The organism is Micromonospora sp. 067-2, assembly GCF_046549295.1.
In the GTDB taxonomy this organism is placed as follows: domain Bacteria; phylum Actinomycetota; class Actinomycetes; order Mycobacteriales; family Micromonosporaceae; genus Micromonospora.
The window spans coordinates 264,148-281,945 of the sequence record NZ_JAJPWB010000008.1 but is presented as its reverse complement, the minus strand read 5'-3'; the positions used below and the strand labels follow the sequence as shown (position 1 = coordinate 281,945).

Here is a 17,798-nt window from a genome sequence, read left to right as displayed (position 1 = left end):
CGGACCACGTACCGGATACCCTTCCGCCGTGACAGATCAGGCGTGGCCCTGGCCGGCCGGCGCAGCGACCGGTATCGGTTCGCTGCCCGGCACCGACATCGCCGAGGCCCAGCGGGTGGTCCTCGGCGAGCTTCCCGCGCTGCCCCACCTGCCCGAGCTGCCGGACAGAGGCCCCGGGGCCGACGTGATCGGTCGCACCGCCGGGCTGCTGGTCGAGCTGCCCATCGAGTTGTACGCCGGGCGGTGGCGGGTCGCCCCGCGCCCGGGCCGCGACCTGCGCCGCACCCGCGACCTGCTGGAACGCGATCTGGATCAGCTCGCCGAGCAGGCCGAGGAGTACGCCGGGCCGATCAAGGTGCAGGCCGCTGGTCCGCTCACCCTGGCCGCCGCGCTGGAGCTGCCGATCGGCGGCAAGCTGCTGCGCGATCCCGGCGCGGTCCGCGACCTCACCGGGTCCCTCACCGAGGGGCTGCGCGGGCACGTGGCGGCGGTCGCCCGGCGGTTGCCCCGCGCCTCGGTGCTGCTCCAACTGGACGAGCCGTCGCTGCCGATGGTGCTCGCCGGGCATGTGCCCACCGAGAGTGGGCTCGGCGCGTACCGTGCGGTGGACCCGGTCGACGCGGCGGCGCTCCTGCGCACCGTGATCGAGGGGGTCGGCGTGCCGGCCGTGGTGCACTGCTGCGCCCCCGACGTGCCGTTGGAGCTGATCCGGTCGACCGGCGCCGCCGCGGTCGCCCTCGACCTGGGCCTGCTCACCGACCTGGACCCGCTCGGCGAGGCCCTCGACGCCGGCCTCGGGTTGCTGGCCGGCGCCGCGCCGACCCGACCGACGTCGGCCGGTCGCGCGCCGACCTCCGCCGAGGTGGCCGATCGGGTACGTCGGGTCTGGGACCGACTCGGCTTTCCCCGTCGACAGCTCGCCGAGCAGGTCGTCGTCACCCCGGCCTGCGGGCTCGCCGGGGCCACCCCGGAGTACGCCCGGACGGTGCTGGCCGCGTGCCGTGACGCCGGTCGGCGGCTCGCCGAGGTTTGAGGTTTCTCGTCGCACCCGCCGGGCAGAATGGCGGTCATGATTGGACAGCTACGTTCAGTGGTGATCGACTGCCCGGATCCGCACGCGCTGGCCGCGTTCTACTCGGAGCTGCTCGGCATACCCCTGGCCGAGGGTGACTCCGAAGACGACTGGGTGGTGCTCGGCGGCCCGCCCGGGCACCAGCCTCGGTTGGCGTTCCAGCGGGCGCTCAACCTGCGCGCCCCGGCCTGGCCGGACCCGGAGCGCCCGCAGCAGTTCCACCTCGACGTCACTGTGGACGACATCGAGTCCGCCGAGAAGGCGGCGCTCGCCCTCGGTGCCCGTCGGCTGCCAGGCGAGGGCGGGGGCTTCCGGGTCTACGCCGATCCGGCGGGCCACCCGTTCTGTCTCTGCTGGGACTGACCCTGGCGTCGATCACGGCGGCCGGGCATCATGGCCGCCGTGATCCGCCGGAAGGTGGCCGCGGTGCGCTTCAGTGGGTGGGCAGGTGGTGAAGACTGCGGACCTGTCGCCAGAGGTTGGCGTCGCAGCGGCCGGCGCGATCGGCGAAAGCTGCCGAGCCGATCCGGGTGGGCTCGGTGAGGCTCAGGAAACTGTCGTGCTCGGCGTCCGGGTCCCAGTCCCGGGTGGGGATGCGGACGTGGTCGTCCCGGTCGCTCTTGTCCTGGCTGGTGATCTTCAAGACGTCGGCTCCCCGCGAGTCGGCGCGCAGCACCAGGCACGGCCGCACCTTCGACCCGCTGCCATCGGCGTACGGCACATCGGCCCACCAGATCTCGCCTGGCGCCGGGGTGCCGGTGGCCCGGTCGGTGTCCCGCGCCCGGGGCTTGGCAGCCGGCCGGTCGGCGCCGCGGGGCCGGGGCGGTGTGGGGCGACGGCCGCCGGCGCGGGATGTGGCGTCGCGGCCGGGTCCGGTGCCCGGAGGCCGGTTGGCCCTCCGCTGTCGCCAGCTGTTCCACGCCCAGCCAGCGCTCACCGCCACCAGGATCGCCACCGCCCAGAGCAGGGCCTCGGGCATCGCCACCTCCGCCTCCCGGGCGGCCCGCCGGCCACCACCGTCCGGCGATCCTCGCATGCCGACCACCGCGGCGCCCGCCGACCACCCCGCAGCCCGCCGGGACCGCCGCCGTTACGCGCTTCGCGCGCGGGTGGGCGGCGGATTGTCCGACCGGCCCGATACCGTGCCGGAGTAGCGTGATCAGGGGAGGTCGCAGGCGTGTCCGAAGGTGGCGAGGTGTCCGAGGAGCAGATCGGTCAGCAGGTCAGCCCGGCGCAGGAGGCGGCGGCCGGTGCCGAGCCGACGCCGCAGGCGCGCGAGCGGCATGCCACGCTGAGCCGTGAGCTGACCGAACACCAGTACCGCTACTACGTGCTGGACGCGCCGATCGTCGCCGACGCCGAGTTCGACAGTCAGTTGCGCGAGCTGGCAGCTCTGGAGGAGGAGTTCCCGGCGCTGCGTACGCCGGATTCGCCGACCCAACGGGTGGGCGGCACCTTCTCCACCGACTTCACGCCGGTCACCCACGCCGAGCGCATGCTCTCACTGGACAACGCCTTCGCCGACGAGGAGCTGGCCGCCTGGGCGGAGCGGGTCGAGCGCGACGCTGGCGGCCCGGCCCCCTATCTCTGCGAGCTGAAGGTCGACGGGCTGGCGATCAACCTGACCTACGAGGGCGGTCGGTTGGTCCGGGCGGCCACCCGTGGTGACGGCCGCACCGGCGAGGACGTCACGGCAAACGTCCGCAGCATCCGGGACGTGCCCGGCCAGCTCACCCCGTCCGCCGAATTTCCGGACGTGCCCGAGCTGCTGGAGGTCCGGGGCGAGATCTACTTCCCGATCGCCGCGTTCGCCGACCTCAACGCCGGCCTGGTCGAGCAGGGCAAGGCCCCGTTCGCCAACCCGCGCAACGCCGCTGCGGGCAGCCTGCGGCAGAAGGACCCCCGGGTCACCGCCTCCCGGCCGCTGCGCCTGGTGGTGCACGGCATCGGTGCCCGCCGCGGGTTCCAGCCGACGGCGCAGTCCGAGGCGTACGCCGCGCTGGGCGCGTGGGGACTGCCGACCAGCGACCGTTGGCGGGTGGTGGCGGATCTGGCCGGTGTGGCCGGGTACATCGCCTACTACGCCGAGCACCGGCACGATGTCGAGCACGAGATCGACGGCGTGGTGGTCAAGGTCGATCCGGTCTCCATCCAGGGCCGCCTCGGCTCGACCAGCCGTGCCCCGCGTTGGGCGATCGCCTTCAAGTACCCGCCGGAGGAGGTGACCACCAAGCTGCTCGACATCGACGTCAACGTGGGGCGCACCGGGCGGGTCACTCCGTTCGCCGTTCTCGAGCCGGTGCGGGTGGCCGGCTCCACCGTCGCACTCGCGACCCTGCACAACGCCCGGGAGGTGGAGCGGAAGGGAGTGCTGATCGGTGACACGGTGGTGCTGCGCAAAGCCGGCGACGTGATTCCGGAGGTGCTCGGCCCGGTGGTCGAGCTGCGTCCGTCCGACGCCCGGCCGTTCGTCATGCCGACCAGCTGCCCGGCCTGCGGCACGCCGCTCGCGCCGTCCAAGGAGGGCGACGTCGACATCCGCTGCCCCAACACCCGCAGTTGCCCGGCCCAGCTACGCGAGCGGGTGTTCCACCTCGCCGGCCGGGGCGGGTTCGACATCGAGGTGCTCGGTTACAAGGGCGCCGCGGCGCTGCTGGACGCGGAGATCATCGCCGACGAGGGTGACCTCTTCCAGCTCGACGCCGAGCAGCTGTCCCGCTCTCCGTTCTTCGTCAACAAGGACGGCAGCCTCGGCACCAACGCGACCAAGTTGCTCGACAATCTCGCGGTGGCCCGCGAGCGCGACCTGTGGCGGGTGCTGGTGGCGCTCTCCATCCGGCACGTCGGCCCCACGGCCGCCCAGGCGCTCGCCCGGCACTTCCGCTCGATGGAGGCCATCGACGCGGCGAGCGAGGAGGAGCTCTCCTCGGTCGACGGGGTCGGGCCGACCATCGCGGCCAGCATCCGGGAGTGGTTCGCCGTGGACTGGCACCGCGAGGTGGTCCGCAAGTGGGCCGAGGCGGGCGTACGCATGGCGGAGGAGGCGGTCGACGAGGGGCCGCGCCCGTTGGAGGGGTTGACCGTGGTGGTGACCGGCACGCTCGCCGGTTTCTCCCGGGACCAGGCCGCCGAGGCCGTGCAGAGCCGGGGCGGCAAGGTGAGCGGGTCGGTCTCCAAGAAGACGGGCTTCGTCGTTGTGGGGGACAACCCGGGGTCCAAGGCCGACAAGGCGGCCAGCCTCAAGGTGCCGGTGCTCGACGAGGACGGGTTCCGGCTGCTGCTGGACGCGGGCCCGGACGCCGCGCGGGGGGCCGCCCGAACAGAGGGCTGATCCGCCTTCGGGCTCGCCGCGCCGGCTGGCCGCGTATACCAACTTAATTACGACTACGACCGATTCGTGACTGTCATACCGGGAAATCGGGGGCCGAGGGCGTTTCATTGGGTCACGGCGTGCGCTCCGGCACGTCGACCGTCGGTCGGGAGGTGGAATGGAGGTCGCCGACCCGCGCAACTCCGTCCCTCCCGGGCGGGTGGCGCCGTTCGCCGGCTTCGTCATCGGCATCCTGGCGGTGGCGGCCTCGATCGCCGCGGGTCCACTCGCGACGCTCCCCGGTGAGGTGTCCCGGCTGCCGGTGGCGTTCTGGACGATGGCCGCGCTCGCCGTGATCTGCGACGCCCGTCCGTTCGTGCCCCCGGGCCGGCGGCAGTCCTCGGCGGTCTTCCCGTCCACCTGTTTCACCTTCGCGATCCTGCTCGGCTGGGGGCTCGGCCCGGCGGTCGCGGTGCAGGCGGTGGGGGTGGTCGTGTCGGGCTGGCGGATGCGGCACGCCGCGTGGCGGACGGCGTTCAACGTCGGCCAGTACGCCTGTGCCCTCGCCGCGGCCTACGCGGTCATCCGGTTCGGGCCGGGCACCATCTTCTCGGGCGGGCGGTTGCACTGGACCGACGTGGCCGCGGTCGGCGGCGCCACGATGGCCTGGTTCGTGGTCAACTACGGGCTGGTGAGCTGGGCGGTGCGGCTGCGGTTCGGGGACCGCTGGTGGCCCACGCTCCGGCACGGCCTCGGCTTCGAGTTGCTCTCCACCGGCTCGTTGCTGCTGCTCGCTCCGGTGCTCGTCGCCGCCGCGCGTGTCAGCGCGGCGCTGATCCCGCTGGTGCTGGTGCCGCTCTTCGCCGTCTACCGGATGGCCCGGCTCACCGTCGAGCAGCAGCACCTCGCCGCCGCCGACCCGCTGACCGGGCTGCCCAACCGCAAGGCCCTGCTGACCGAGGTGGCGGAGCAGGTGCACCTGCACGCCGAGCGCACCGCTCGCGGCGAACCGGACGGGCACCTCGCGCTGCTGCTGATCGACCTGGACCGCTTCAAGAACGTCAACGACGCGCTCGGCCACGCCGTGGGCGACCGGCTGCTGGTCGAGGTCAGCGCCCGGCTCGTCGACGTGGAACCCCGGCCGCAGATGATCGCCCGACTCGGCGGGGACGAGTTCGCCATCGTGATGACCGGGCTGACCGACGCGAGTCAGGCACGTGACCTGGCCGACCTGGTGGTCGCGGCGCTCGCCGAGCCGGTGCCGCTGGACGGTCTGCCACTCGACGTGGGTGGGTCGATCGGAATCGCCCTCTTCCCCGAGCACGGCGAGGACTTCGCCACGCTGATGCGCCACGCCGACGTGGCGATGTACGACGCCAAGCACCGCAACGACACGGTGGCGCTGTACGCCCCGGAATCCGACCACAACTCCGCCGAGCGGCTCGGCCTCCTCGCCGATCTGCGCCGGGTGTTGGAGGCCGGCCCGTCGGCCGTCGAACGCCCCGACGCCGAGCAGGCTCTCGACGTACCCCTCGAGGTGGTGACGGAGGTGCGCGGCGGGGATGGTGCGGCGCTGCCCAGCGGTGACCTGCCCGCCGAGGCCGCGCCGCACGCGGGCGCGGCTGCGGTGGTCGCCGCCGCGCCGGGGGTCGACGGTCGCTGGTGGGGCCGCCGTCGGCGGCCCGGCGCCGAGCTGGTGCACGCCGACGAACTGCTCAACCGGATCGCCACCGGAGCCGACCCGATCCGTGGCCGCAACACCCGCACCACGGTGGCCGGCACCCGCCCGGGGTCGGTCCGGGACCGGCACGTCGGCGGAGGGCGCGGGCGGCGATCGCCGAACGGTGGCGCGGTGCCCGCTCCCGCCCCGACCGACGGCGGTCCCCGCAGTGGAATCGGGCCGGGCACGGTGGAGCCACCGTCCGGGTCGACCGGGTGGGCGCACTCCGGCGGCGAGCAGGCCGACGATGCCGGCGAGATCACCATGTACTACCAGCCGCAGATCGCGATCGCGACCGGCGAGGTGGTCGGCGTCGAGGCGCTGCTGCGGTGGCGGCACCCGCGCCGGGGCATGGTCGACCCGGAGGAGCTGATCCGGGTCGCCGAGCAGAGCGCGGTGATGCGACTGCTCACCCGGCGGGTGGTCGACGACGTGGTGGAGCAGCTCGCCAAGTGGTCGGCGGCTGGCATCGGGCTGCGCGCGGCGTTGAACGTGAGCGTGCGGGACCTGCACACCGGTGAGATCGCCGACCAGATCGCCGAACGCCTGGCCCGCTACCAGGTGCCGGCCGAGCGGCTGCAACTGGAGATCACCGAGGGTGCCCTGATGGCCGACCCGCGCCGGGTGCTGGCCACCATCTCCCGGCTGCACAGCATCGGAGTGGCCATCGCGTTGGACGACTTCGGCACCGGATACTCCTCGTTGCAACACCTGCGCCGGTTGCCGCTGTCCGAGGTGAAGGTCGACCGCTCGTTCGTGCTCGGCATGGCCGACGACGCCGACGACGCGGCGATCGTCAAGTCGATGATCGAGCTGGCCGGCGCGCTGGGGCTGCGCGTGGTCGCCGAAGGCGTGGAGGACGAGCGAACCTGGCGGATGCTGCACGCCGCCGGCTGCGACGCCGCACAGGGCTGGTTCTACGCCCGACCGATGCCCGCCGAGGAGTTGGTCACCTGGCTGGCCCGGTACCGGCCGGTCCGCCCGACCGGCGGCCCGGAGCCGGACGGTGCCCGTCGTCCCACCCGCTGACCCGGCGCGCGGGGCCACCGGAGGGGGAGTCGGAGACGCGACACCGGAGCGGAACAATAGACTCGCTCCGGTCACCGCGCGTCACGCTCCACCCGCCGCGCGGCCGGCACACCGCCCGACCAGCAGGACATCAGAAGGGGGCACGGATGGCCGCCATCTCCCGCGAGGAGGTCGCGCACCTGGCGCGCCTGTCGCGGCTCGCCGTCACCGAGGAGGAGCTGGACACGTTCGCCGGCCAGCTCGACGTGATCCTCCAGGCGGTCGCCCAGGTCGGCGAGGTCGCCGCGGCGGACATCCCGCCGACCTCGCACTCGGTGCCGCTGACCAACATCTTCCGCGAGGACGTAGTCACACCGTGCCTGACCCCGCAGGAGGCGCTGTCGGGCGCGCCGGACGCCGAGGACCAGCGGTTCCGCGTACCGCGGATCCTGACCGAGGATGTGGCCTCATGAGCGATCTGACCAGGATGACCGCTACGGAGATCGCGGCTCTGGTTGCCGGCGGTGAAACCTCCGCCGTCGAGGTGACCCGGGCCCACCTGGACCGGATCGCCGCCGTCGACGACCGGGTGCACGCCTTCCTGCACGTCGACACCGACGGCGCGCTCGCCGCCGCCCGCGCGGTCGACGAGCGCCGGGCCGCCGGCGAGGAACTCGGCCCCCTCGCGGGCGTGCCGGTCGCCGTGAAGGACGTGCTCGCCACCCGAGGCGTGCCGACCACCGTGGGGTCGAAGATCCTCGAGGGCTGGCGTCCGCCGTACGACGCGACGATCGTGCAGCGTTTGCGCGAGGCCGGCACGGTGATGCTCGGCAAGACCAACATGGACGAGTTCGCGATGGGCTCCTCCACCGAATACTCGGCGTACGGTGCGACGCACAACCCGTGGGACCTGAGCCGGATCCCGGGTGGCTCGGGTGGCGGCAGCGCGGCCGCGCTGGCCGCGTACGAGGCGCCGCTGGCGATCGGCTCGGACACTGGCGGCTCGATCCGCCAGCCCGGCGCGGTCACCGGCACCGTCGGCGCGAAGCCCACCTACGGCGGCACCTCCCGCTACGGGCTTGTCGCGTTCTCCTCGTCGCTGGACACTCCGGGCCCGTGTGCCCGTACCGTGCTCGACGCGGCCCTGCTGCACCAGGTGATCGGCGGGCACGACCCGCGCGACTCCACCTCGATCCCGCAGCCGGTGCCGGACGTGGTGGCGGCGGCGAAGCTCGGCGCGACCGGTGACCTGACCGGCGTACGGCTCGGCATCGTCAGCGAGTTCGTCGGCGAGGGCGCCGAGCCGGGCGTGATGACCGCGTTCCGCGAGTCCGTCGACGCCCTCGCGAAGCTCGGCGCGGAGATCGTCGAGGTGTCCTGCCCGACGTTCGCCTACGCGCTGCCGGCGTACTACCTGATCGCGCCGAGCGAGTGCTCGTCCAACCTGGCCCGGTTCGACGGCGTCCGGTTCGGCCTGCGGGTCGGCGACGACGGCAACCGGTCGCTGGAGGAGGTCATGTCGCTGACCCGGGAGGCCGGTTTCGGTCCCGAGGTCAAGCGGCGCATCATGATCGGCACGTACGCGCTGTCATCGGGTTACTACGACGCGTACTACGGACAGGCGCAGAAGGTCCGGACGCTGATCACCCGGGACTTCACGGCCGCGTTCGAGCGGGTCGACGCGCTGATCTCGCCGACCACCCCGTCGGTGGCGTTCCCGATGGGCGCGCGGACCGCCGACCCGTACCAGATGTACCTGGCCGACCTGTTCACCATCCCGACCAACCTGTACGGCGGGCCGGGCATCTCGGTTCCGTGCGGCCTGTCCGAAGGGTTGCCCGTCGGCCTGCAGGTGATGGCTCCGACGATGGCCGACGACCGGATGTACCGGGTCGCCGCCGCGTTGGAGTCCGCGGTCGGCACGTTCACCCCGCCGGCGCTGTAAGCACGCGCAAGCGGCCGAGGCGGGTCGGGGACAGGCTGTTTCACGCCGGTCCGTGATCCGCCTCGGCCGTGCCGGTGCTCGGCGGGCCGGCGAGGTAGCGGCGGGCCCGCCGCACGGTGCGCAACTGCAGGACGACCACCACCGCCCAGGCGACTGATCCGATCACCGCCACCCAGCGGACGGATGGGCGGTCGCTCGAGATGGACAGCAGCACATTGAGGGCCAGGGCCCCGCCGAGAACCCAGAGCGTCCACGGCTGGCGTGCCTGGCGTCCGGCTTCCTGCCGAGCAAGTGCGTCGATGCGCAGGTCGTCGGTCCGCCCATCGCGCAGTGCCGCCTTCATCCGGAGCAGGGTGGTCGCGTCGGTGTCGCTCGACCGCGACGGGTCAACCTGCGAGCGCTTGTTCACCAGCAGTGCGATGGCGGTGCCCACCGCCGCGGGGATCAACGCGAGCAGCAGGCGGACCAGCAGGTCGTGCGGATTCCGTTCCCCGTCGAGCACCGACCAGCCGACAACCAGCAGGGCGGGGACGGTGCACAGCGCCACCACCACGACCACGGTCAGCCGTCGTGAGCGTCGCCGACCCTTCTCGATGAGCCTCGTCCGTTCCCGCGCCGTGTCGTCCCCCGTGTTCGTCATGTGTCGATACCTACCCCCGAGGGCGTCACCGCATACCGGGTCGTACGCCCGCCCCGGTGTGTTGTCGAAACCCGAGCGAAGCGGTGGCCGGCAACCCCACTAGGCTGGACAGGTTCTGTCCGGATCGCGCCTGGAGCGTCTCATGACCACGACACTGCCCGCGTACGACGAGGTCGTCGCGCGCTACGAACCGGTGATCGGCCTGGAGACCCACGTCGAGCTGGGCACGAACACCAAGATGTTCTGTGGTTGCCCGACCGACTTCGGTGGCGAGCCGAACACCCGGACCTGCCCGGTCTGCCTGGGGCTGCCCGGCTCGCTGCCGGTGGCCAACAAGGCCGCCATCGAGGCGATCATCCGGATCGGCCTGGCGTTGAACTGCTCCATCGCCGAGTGGTGCCGGTTCGCCCGGAAGAACTACTTCTACCCGGACATGCCGAAGAACTTCCAGATCAGCCAGTACGACGAGCCGATCTGCGTCGACGGCTACCTGGACGTCGAGGTGGGCGGCGAGACGGTACGGATCGAGATCGAGCGGGTGCACCTCGAGGAGGACACCGGCAAGACGCTGCACGTGGGTGGCGCCACCGGTCGGATCCACGGCGCGACCGAGTCGTTGGTCGACTACAACCGGGCGGGCATCCCGCTGGTCGAGATCGTCACCAAGACCATCCCGGGCACCGGGGCGCTCGCCCCCGACGTGGCCCGGGCGTACGTCGCCGAGTTGCGGGACGTGATCCGGACCCTCGGTGTCTCCGACGTGCGGATGGAGGAGGGTTCGCTGCGCTGCGACGTGAACACCTCGCTCAACCTGCCGGGTGCGGAGTGGGGCACCCGCACCGAGACCAAGAACGTCAACTCCCTGCGCTCGGTGGAGCGGGCGGTCCGCTCGGAGATGCTGCGCCAGGCATCGGTGCTCGATGCCGGTGGCCGGATCACGCAGGAGACCCGGCACTTCCACGAGGAGACCGGCGACACCACCTCGGGCCGGTCGAAGGAGACCGCCACCGACTACCGGTACTTCCCGGAGCCGGATCTGGTGCCGATCGCGCCGGACCCGGCCTGGGTGGCCGAGCTGAAGGCCGCCCTGCCGGAGCTTCCCCGGGTGCACCGGCGTCGGCTCCAGCAGCAGTGGGGATTGTCCGACCTGGACATGCAGTCGGTGTTGAACGCCGGCGCGGTGGAGCTGATCGAGGCCACCGTCGCCGCTGGCACCACCCCCGCCGCCGCCCGCAAGTGGTGGCTGGGCGAGCTGTCCCGCCGGGCCAACGAGACCGGCGTGGAGCTGGCCGACATCGGCGCCACCCCGACCCAGGTCGCCGAGCTTCAGGGCCTGGTGGACGCCGGCAAGCTCAACGACAAGATGGCCCGTACCGTCCTGGAGGGCGTGGTCGACGGCGAGGGCTCGCCCACCGAGATCATGACCAACCGGGGCCTGGAGGTCGTCTCCGACACCGGTGCGCTCACCGCCGCGGTGGACGAGGCGATCGCCGCCAACCCCGGCATCGCCGACAAGATCCGTAGCGGGAAGGTGGCCGCGGCCGGCGCCCTGGTCGGCGCGGTCATGAAGACCACCCGTGGCCAGGCCGATGCGAAGACCGTCCGCGAGCTGGTCCTGGAGCGCCTCGGCGTCCAGGGCTGAGACCCACCCGGAGCGGCCCGACGACGGCGCTCCGGGTCGCGCACCCTGACGCCGAGCACCGGGGGGCGGTCACGCCGCACGCCTCCCGGGGTTCCACGCCCCACCCGCCGGGTCAGCGGGTGGGGGTGGGAGTGACCGGGGCGGGCGCACCGCTCGCCGGGGTCTCCACCACGTGCCGTTCTAGAGTGACCTGGGACTGTCCGGTGCCGCCGACGGTGATGTCGTCGTACGCCTGCAGCATCTTCTGCTGGTCGAAGTAGAGCACGCTCATCGAGAGCGGGGTGGGCTTCTCACCCTCCAGGCCGCGCAGCCCGGCGCCACCGGTGGAGCCCTCCACCATGAGCGTGGTGGGCTGCTGCCCGGGTGCCTGCGGCAGTTTGGAGATCTGGCGGGCGTGGGTGTGCCCGGCCAGCACCAGCGGGCAGGTGCCGGCGAGCGGCCCGGCCGACGCCGGATCGTGCACCAGGGCGATGTTCACCGGCTGTGGGGACCGGCGCACCGTCGCGGCAAGCTGCTCGCCCGCCCCGATCACCTGGTCGGCCACCTGCTTGGTCAGCCCACTTCCGGCCGGGGAGGTGTTCTTGTCCGGGGTGAAGCGCGGGTCTCCGATGCCGGCGATGGTCAGCCCGGCGACCGTGGTCGTCGAGTTGTTCAGCACGATCGCGTTCGGCTGGCGGGCCACCGCGGCGCCGGTCCGGCCCGAATCGTGGTTGCCCCGGATGAAGACGTACGGCTTCTTGAGCAGGCTGATCGAGCCCACGAAGGACGCTTCCGGCTCGCTGCCCCAGTCGGTGATGTCCCCCGTGTCGATCACCACGTCGATCCCGAACTGCTCCACCACCGTCCGGATCAGCTGCCAGCCGGTCGGGTTGAGGTGCATGTCGGATACGTGGAGCACCCGGGTGGTGCCGGGCGCCGGCTCGTACACCGGCAGCGCCGACACCGTCGTGTAGAGCTGGCTGACGTTGCCGACGATGCGTTGCAGTTGCTCGGCGTACTTGGTGTAGTCGTTGGCGATGCGCCGGGCGTCTCCGACGATCGCCGGGGCGTTGACCAGCAACCCCTCGTAGCGCGGCTCCTCGATCGCCTGGGGGCGCAGGGTGGCCGCCGCGGTGCCGAGGCTGCCGGCGGTGACCAGGAGCGCCAGCCCGCCCGCCCAGGCGGTGCGCCGCGTGTCGCGGAAGACCAGCCCGGCCAGGATGAGGGTGACCAGCACCGCCGAGGCGAGGGTCCGCAGGCCGAGCCGCATCACCCCGGACCGGACGTCCTCGACGGCGCTCTGGCTGGCCCTGCTGATGCTGGCCGGGTCGTCGATCAGCGCCTCGGTGCGCCCCTGGTCCAGGGCGCCGAGCCGAACGGTGAGATGTGTCGGCCCGTCGTGGCTGTTCAGCTGTAGTGCGCCGAGCGGCGGCACGTCGACGGTGGTGCCACCGTCGCTGGCGGGGGAGAGGGTGAGGTTGGCGCGGAACGGCCCGATGTCGGTGGACACCCGGCCGCCGGCCAACACCCCGAGCACCGTTCCGGTCAGGGCCACGGCGAGTACGGCGAGGATCATCGCGGTGCGGCGCAGTGGACCGGTGCGGCCGGGTCGCGCCGAGGACCGCGACCTGCCGGCGGCCACCGGGTCGGTCCGGTCCCCGGTGTCGTCGTGTTGCCCGTCGTGCTGCCCGTCCATGCTGAGATTCTGACCTGCCCGTTGGAGGATCTTGGCAAACCTGAACGGATGGTGACGAAGCTCAGCTGCGACCGCCGTCGCCGCCGGCGAAAACCACCCGCAGGAGGCGGTCGTCGTCGGCTGCCGGTTCGCCCCGCCCGTCGTGGTTGGAGGTGCTCACCCAGAGGGAACCGTCCGGCGCGGCGGCCACCGCGCGCAGCCGGCCGTACCGGTTGGTGAGCAGCTCACTGGGCTGACCGAGCAGCGTGCCCGTGTCGGTCAGCTCCATCACCCAGAGCCGCTTGCCGCGCAGGCAGCCGGTGACCAGCAGCCGGTCCGTGGCGGCCAGCCCGGAGCAGGACGCGTCCGAGGTCGCCCACTGGGTGATCGGGTCGGTGTACCGCTTGTCGCCGGCCCGCCCCTCGACCTGCGGCCAGCCGTAGTTGCCGCCCTTGGTGATCTGGTTGATCTCGTCCCAGGTGTTCTGGCCGAACTCCACGGCGTACATCCGCTTGGCGGCGTCCCAGGCGAAGCCCTGCACGTTGCGGTGCCCCAGCGACCAGACCGGGGAGCCGGGATACGGATTACCAGCGGCGGGTTTGCCGTCCGGAGTGATCCGCAGGATCTTGCCGCCGAGGCTCTTCACATCCTGGGCGCGGGGGCGCTCGCCGGCGTCGCCCGTGCTCACGTAGAGCTGGCCGTCGGGGCCGAAGCCCAGCCCGCCGCCGTTGTGCACGCTGGCCTTGGGGATGCCGGTGAGGATCGGGGTGGGCTGCCCGCCGAGTTGCAGCCGGACGACCCGGTTGTCCTGTGCTGTCGTGTAGTAGGCGAAGACCGTGCGGTCCCGGTCGTAGTCAGGGGAGACGGCGATGCCGAGCAGGCCGCCCTCGCCCGCCGCCGCCACGTCGGCGATCGTCTGCACCACCCGGACCTTCAGCCCATCCGGCCCGGACTCGGGGCCGACCTGGAGGATCCTGCCGTTGTCCCGCTCGGTGACCAACGCGCCGCCGTCCGGAAGGAAGGCGATAGCCCAGGGCACCCGCAGCCCCTTGGCGAGGACGGTCGCCACCGCCTGCTGGCCGGCGCCACCGGGGCTCGCCGGCGCCGACGGTGTCGGCAGGTTGGGCGGCTCACCGGCCGGATCCGGTTCCGGCTCGCCGAAGCTGCAACCGGCGGCGAACAGCAGAGCCGCGCAGGATGCCGCGAGGGTCGCCCGGAAACGGCGGGTGCGAGGGTACGAGGGTCGGGCGCTCACCCGGCCCAGGGTAGCCCGCCCGACGGCCCTGGCGGGCCCGACGGCCGCCGACGACGGGTCGGGTGGTTCCGTCGGACCGCTCAGCGGACCCGTACGGCCAGCAGGGCGGTGTCGTCCTCACGGTGGCGGATCGAGGCGAGCAGCAGGTCACACAGCTCGCCGAGGGGCAGCGTGTCGGTGCCGGTCAACCGGCTCCGCAGCTCGGCGAGGCCGTCGTCGATGGACCGGTCCCGCCGCTCGATCAGCCCGTCGGTGTAGAGCAGCAGGGTGTCGCCGACGGCGAGGCTGGTCGAGTGGCTGGTCCGCCGCACCGGCCGGGCCAGGCCGAGCAACGCCTCCGGCCGCGCTTCGAGGATTTCCACGGCGCCACCCGCGCGGACCAGCGCGGCCGGCGGATGCCCGGCGTTGCACCAGGTCACCTCCCTGGTGCCGGCGCGGTCGGGACAGATCCGGACCAGCGTCGCGGTGGCCGCGATCGGCAGCCGCAGGCCGCGGATGGCGTCGTCCAGGTGGGTCATCAGGTCCCCGACGGCGTCCTGACGGCCGAACGCGTTGCCGCGTACCAGGTTGCGCAGCTGACCCATCGTCGCCGCAGCCTCGATGTCGTGCCCGGCCACGTCCCCGATCGCCGCGATCATGTCACCGTCGGGCTGGACGAAGGCGTCGTACCAGTCGCCGCCCACCTCGACCCGGTCGGCAGCCGGCTGGTAGCGGGCCGCCAACTCCAGCTCCGTTACCACGGGCAGCCGCGGCAACATGCTGTGTTGCAGGACCTCGGCGACGTGCCGCTGCTCGCCGTACATCGAGCTGTTGCCGATCGCCTGTCCGGCCCGGCGGCCGATGTCGACGGCCGTGAGCAGATCGCGGTCGTCGAACTGCTGGCGCTGGGCGCCGTTGATGAGGGTGAGCGCGCCCAGCACGGTGCCGCCGGCACCCCGTACCGGAACGCTCAGGTAGGAGGTGATGCCGAGGCGGTCGGCGATCGGTGCCATCTCCGGTTCCGTGGTGCCCCGCACCACGTCGGCCACCGACGCCACGCCGCCGAGGCGAGGCTGGCCGGTCCGCAGCACCGTCCGGATGATCGAATCCGGACTCAGCCCGGTAACCAGCAGCTCGGCGAAACGGTCGACGTCCGCCGTTCTCGCCAGGTCGTGGTGCACCGCGACCACCTCGCGGGGTAGGCCGGTCGGCCCGACCAGGGTGAGCAGACACCAGTCGGCCAGCAGCGGCACCATGGTGGCGGCGAGCCGGCGCAGCGCGGTGCCCACGTCGAGCGTGCCGGCCAGCGTCTCGCTCACGCCGGCGAGCAGTTCCAGTCGCTCGTGCGCCCGCACGGCGCGCCGGCGCGCCTCCTGCGCCCCGTCCAGCGCGATCCGCAGCCGCAGCTCCGACGAGCAGGCGGCGGCCAGGTCGGCCAACGTCCGCAGCTGCCCGGCGGTCCAGGCCCGCGGCTTGTTGTCGATCGCGCAGAGCGAGCCGAGCACCCGGCCGGAGAGGTCGGTCAACGGCATCCCGGCGTACGCGACCACCCCGAGGTCCTCGATGGCCAGGTTGTCACGCACCCGGGGGTAGAGCCGGGCGTCCGGCAGCACCATCGGCACCCCGATGTCGACCACGTGCTGGCAGAACGAGTGGCTCAACGGGGTCTGCCGGCGCTCCGCCCAGGGCTCCGGCAACCCGACCGCGCCGGGAAAGAACTGCCGGTCGGCGGAGACCAGGCTGACCAGTGCGACCGGTACGTCCAGCAGGTCGCCGACCAGGCGGGCGAACCGGTCGAGCGCCTCGTCCGGGGCGGCGTCCAGCCCGGTGTCGGCGAGCGCCCGCAGCCGTGCCGGGTCGCCGAGCGCCGGAGGTGGAGCGATCGCGCGTCGAGGGCGCGCGGGTGAGCCGTCGGTCATCGAGCACCTGTCTGCCGGGGCGGAGGCCGAGCGGCGACTCCGACCCTTCGTTATACCTTCTCCGTGCCCGAGCCGAACAGCGGTGTGCCGAGTCTCGCCCGCCCCGACGTCGGGCGCCATCCCCCGGGACGCCGATTCGCCGCCGTGCCGGCGGCGGCCCTCAGGCGGGCGGCTATCGTCGCGGACGTGAAGGTATGGATACCGCACCGGGCCGGTCTGGACCTCATCGGCGAGCTGCCGCCGGACGTGACGGTGGAGGTCGCCGAACGACCTGACCGGCTGCCCTCCCCGGTGGCCGATGTCCGGTTCTGGGTACCGCCGTTCCTGTCCGGTTCGGACGCGGCCGCGCTGCTGCACGAGCTGCCCGACCTGGCCGTGGTGCAACTGCTCTCCGCCGGTGCGGACGCCTGGGTGGGTCGGACACCGCCGGGTGTGACGCTGTGCGACGCCCGGGGCGTGCACGACCCGTCCACCGCCGAATGGGTCGTGACCGCGATCCTGTCCCAGCTGCGGGCGTTCCCGGCCTTCGTCCGGGCACAGGCCGACCGACGGTGGGCGTTCGGCGAGTTCGCCCCCACCGACGAGGTGACCGGCAAACGGGTGCTCATTGTCGGAGCCGGTTCGATCGGCACCGCGGTGCGGGACCGGCTCGCCCCGTTCGAGGTGAGTTTCACCCTGGTCGCTCGGACCGCCCGGCCCGAGCAGGGGGTGCACGGCGTCGACGAGCTGCCCCGGCTGCTGCCCGAGGCCGACGTGGTGGTGGTGCTGGTGCCGCTCACCGACCAGACGCGCGGTCTCATCGACAAGGAGTTTCTGACAGCGATGCGGGACGGCGCGTTACTGGTCAACGCGGCGCGGGGGCCGGTGGCCCGTACCGAGGCGCTCGTCACGGAGCTGGCCACCGGCCGGATCTCGGCAGCCCTGGACGTCACCGACCCGGAGCCGCTGCCCTCGGACTCGCCGTTGTGGACGATGCCGAACGTGCTGCTCACTCCGCACGTGGCCGGTTCGGTGCGGGGGCTGTTGCCGCGCGCCTACCGGCTGGTCGGCGAACAGGTACGGCGGTTCGCCGCCGGCCGGCCGCTGGTCAACACGGTGGTCGACGGCTACTGATCGGGCGGCTCAACCGGCCAGGTCGGGCAGTGTCTGGTCGGTGGCCGAGACCAGCCGGGGCAGATCCGTCCCGCGTACCGCCGGCAGGACGATCTGCCGGCCGTCGTCGAGCCGGGCGACCGCCCGCCCGCGCGGGTCGGTGGTCAGCTCGACCACCTGCTCCCAACCGATCCGGCGCTGCCCTGTCAGTGCCCGCAGGCGCAGGCCCCGAGGATCGGCGTCGGTGCCGGCCCGCCAGGCCCAGAGGCCGACGGCGAGCGGAATGAGCAGCACCGGCAGCAGGTACGTCCGGGCACTGGCCAACGGTAGGGCACCGAGAAAGGCGATGATCGCGGCGGCCAGGATGGCTTGGTTGTACCGGAAACGGATCATGTCGGGCGTACTCACCCTCCGATGATCCCACCCGCGGCCGGTCCGGCTCGCGGCGGGCGGCGTCGGCGGGCCCCGAACGCCGTACAGTGACTCGGGTCACTGCTTGGTCTCCGTGGCCGGCGCGTAACCGATTCGGCTGCCGGTCGTTCTCGAATGATGGGCAGCGGAC

14 protein-coding genes are annotated in these 17,798 nt (G+C 72.8%); 8 read left to right on the top strand and 6 right to left on the bottom strand.

Annotated elements, in window-relative coordinates; all coding sequences use genetic code 11:
* The first annotated feature begins 28 nt into the window (after window positions 1-28).
* Both ACLJN9_RS21030 and ACLJN9_RS21025 read left to right on the top strand, forming a co-directional pair.
* Window positions 29-1,033, top strand: a complete 1,005-nt coding sequence (locus tag ACLJN9_RS21030; RefSeq protein WP_410813155.1) for a methionine synthase — start codon at window positions 29-31, stop codon at window positions 1,031-1,033.
* 36 nt (window positions 1,034-1,069) lie between these two features.
* On the top strand, window positions 1,070-1,435 hold the full coding sequence (locus ACLJN9_RS21025; protein WP_410813154.1) for a VOC family protein: 366 nt from the start codon (window positions 1,070-1,072) through the stop codon (window positions 1,433-1,435).
* Window positions 1,436-1,505: 70 nt separating this feature from the next.
* On the opposite strand, the gene ACLJN9_RS21020 is transcribed toward ACLJN9_RS21025, so the two are convergent.
* Window positions 1,506-2,108, bottom strand: a complete 603-nt coding sequence (locus ACLJN9_RS21020; RefSeq protein ID WP_410813153.1) for a type II toxin-antitoxin system PemK/MazF family toxin — start codon at window positions 2,106-2,108, stop codon at window positions 1,506-1,508.
* 159 nt (window positions 2,109-2,267) lie between these two features.
* Here ACLJN9_RS21020 and ligA point away from each other — a divergent pair, with 159 nt between their 5' ends.
* The 4 genes from ligA (at window position 2,268) to gatA (ending at window position 9,055) form a co-directional block, all read left to right on the top strand.
* Entirely contained in the window at window positions 2,268-4,403 is a 2,136-nt protein-coding gene (gene ligA / locus ACLJN9_RS21015; protein WP_410813324.1) for an NAD-dependent DNA ligase LigA, read from the top strand.
* Window positions 4,404-4,560: 157 nt separating this feature from the next.
* Window positions 4,561-7,131, top strand: coding sequence for a putative bifunctional diguanylate cyclase/phosphodiesterase (locus ACLJN9_RS21010; protein ID WP_410813152.1), 2,571 nt, complete (start codon window positions 4,561-4,563; stop codon window positions 7,129-7,131).
* A gap of 146 nt (window positions 7,132-7,277) precedes the next feature.
* The gene (gene gatC, locus ACLJN9_RS21005; protein ID WP_007456314.1) at window positions 7,278-7,583 is read left to right on the top strand and encodes an Asp-tRNA(Asn)/Glu-tRNA(Gln) amidotransferase subunit GatC; all 306 of its coding nucleotides are present in this window, start codon (window positions 7,278-7,280) and stop codon (window positions 7,581-7,583) included.
* A complete protein-coding gene (gatA, locus tag ACLJN9_RS21000) occupies window positions 7,580-9,055 on the top strand; it encodes an Asp-tRNA(Asn)/Glu-tRNA(Gln) amidotransferase subunit GatA (protein ID WP_410813151.1) in 1,476 nt (491 codons plus the stop codon). The genes gatC and gatA overlap by 4 nt, the downstream gene beginning before the upstream one ends.
* Before the next feature lie 40 nt (window positions 9,056-9,095).
* On the opposite strand, the gene ACLJN9_RS20995 is transcribed toward gatA, so the two are convergent.
* The gene (locus ACLJN9_RS20995) at window positions 9,096-9,695 is read right to left on the bottom strand and encodes a hypothetical protein (protein ID WP_410813150.1); all 600 of its coding nucleotides are present in this window, start codon (window positions 9,693-9,695) and stop codon (window positions 9,096-9,098) included.
* Window positions 9,696-9,837: 142 nt separating this feature from the next.
* Here ACLJN9_RS20995 and gatB point away from each other — a divergent pair, with 142 nt between their 5' ends.
* Window positions 9,838-11,337 carry an Asp-tRNA(Asn)/Glu-tRNA(Gln) amidotransferase subunit GatB gene (gene gatB / locus ACLJN9_RS20990; protein ID WP_410813149.1) on the top strand — a complete coding sequence of 500 codons (1,500 nt, stop codon included), beginning with the start codon at window positions 9,838-9,840 and terminating at the stop codon, window positions 11,335-11,337.
* Between the two features lie 112 nt (window positions 11,338-11,449).
* On the opposite strand, the gene ACLJN9_RS20985 is transcribed toward gatB, so the two are convergent.
* From ACLJN9_RS20985 to ACLJN9_RS20975, 3 genes are all read right to left on the bottom strand, one after another.
* Window positions 11,450-13,012, bottom strand: a complete 1,563-nt coding sequence (locus tag ACLJN9_RS20985; protein ID WP_410813148.1) for a metallophosphoesterase — start codon at window positions 13,010-13,012, stop codon at window positions 11,450-11,452.
* 61 nt (window positions 13,013-13,073) lie between these two features.
* Window positions 13,074-14,246, bottom strand: coding sequence for a PQQ-dependent sugar dehydrogenase (locus tag ACLJN9_RS20980; protein WP_410813147.1), 1,173 nt, complete (start codon window positions 14,244-14,246; stop codon window positions 13,074-13,076).
* 80 nt (window positions 14,247-14,326) lie between these two features.
* Entirely contained in the window at window positions 14,327-16,144 is a 1,818-nt protein-coding gene (locus ACLJN9_RS20975; protein WP_410813146.1) for a SpoIIE family protein phosphatase, read from the bottom strand.
* A 186-nt stretch (window positions 16,145-16,330) separates the two neighbouring features.
* Here ACLJN9_RS20975 and ACLJN9_RS20970 point away from each other — a divergent pair, with 186 nt between their 5' ends.
* Entirely contained in the window at window positions 16,331-17,257 is a 927-nt protein-coding gene (locus ACLJN9_RS20970; protein ID WP_410813145.1) for a 2-hydroxyacid dehydrogenase, read from the top strand.
* Between the two features lie 9 nt (window positions 17,258-17,266).
* Here the strand turns inward: ACLJN9_RS20970 and ACLJN9_RS20965 are convergent, their stop codons facing one another.
* A complete protein-coding gene (locus tag ACLJN9_RS20965; RefSeq protein ID WP_410813144.1) occupies window positions 17,267-17,644 on the bottom strand; it encodes a PH domain-containing protein in 378 nt (125 codons plus the stop codon).
* Between the last annotated feature and the right edge of the window lie 154 nt (window positions 17,645-17,798).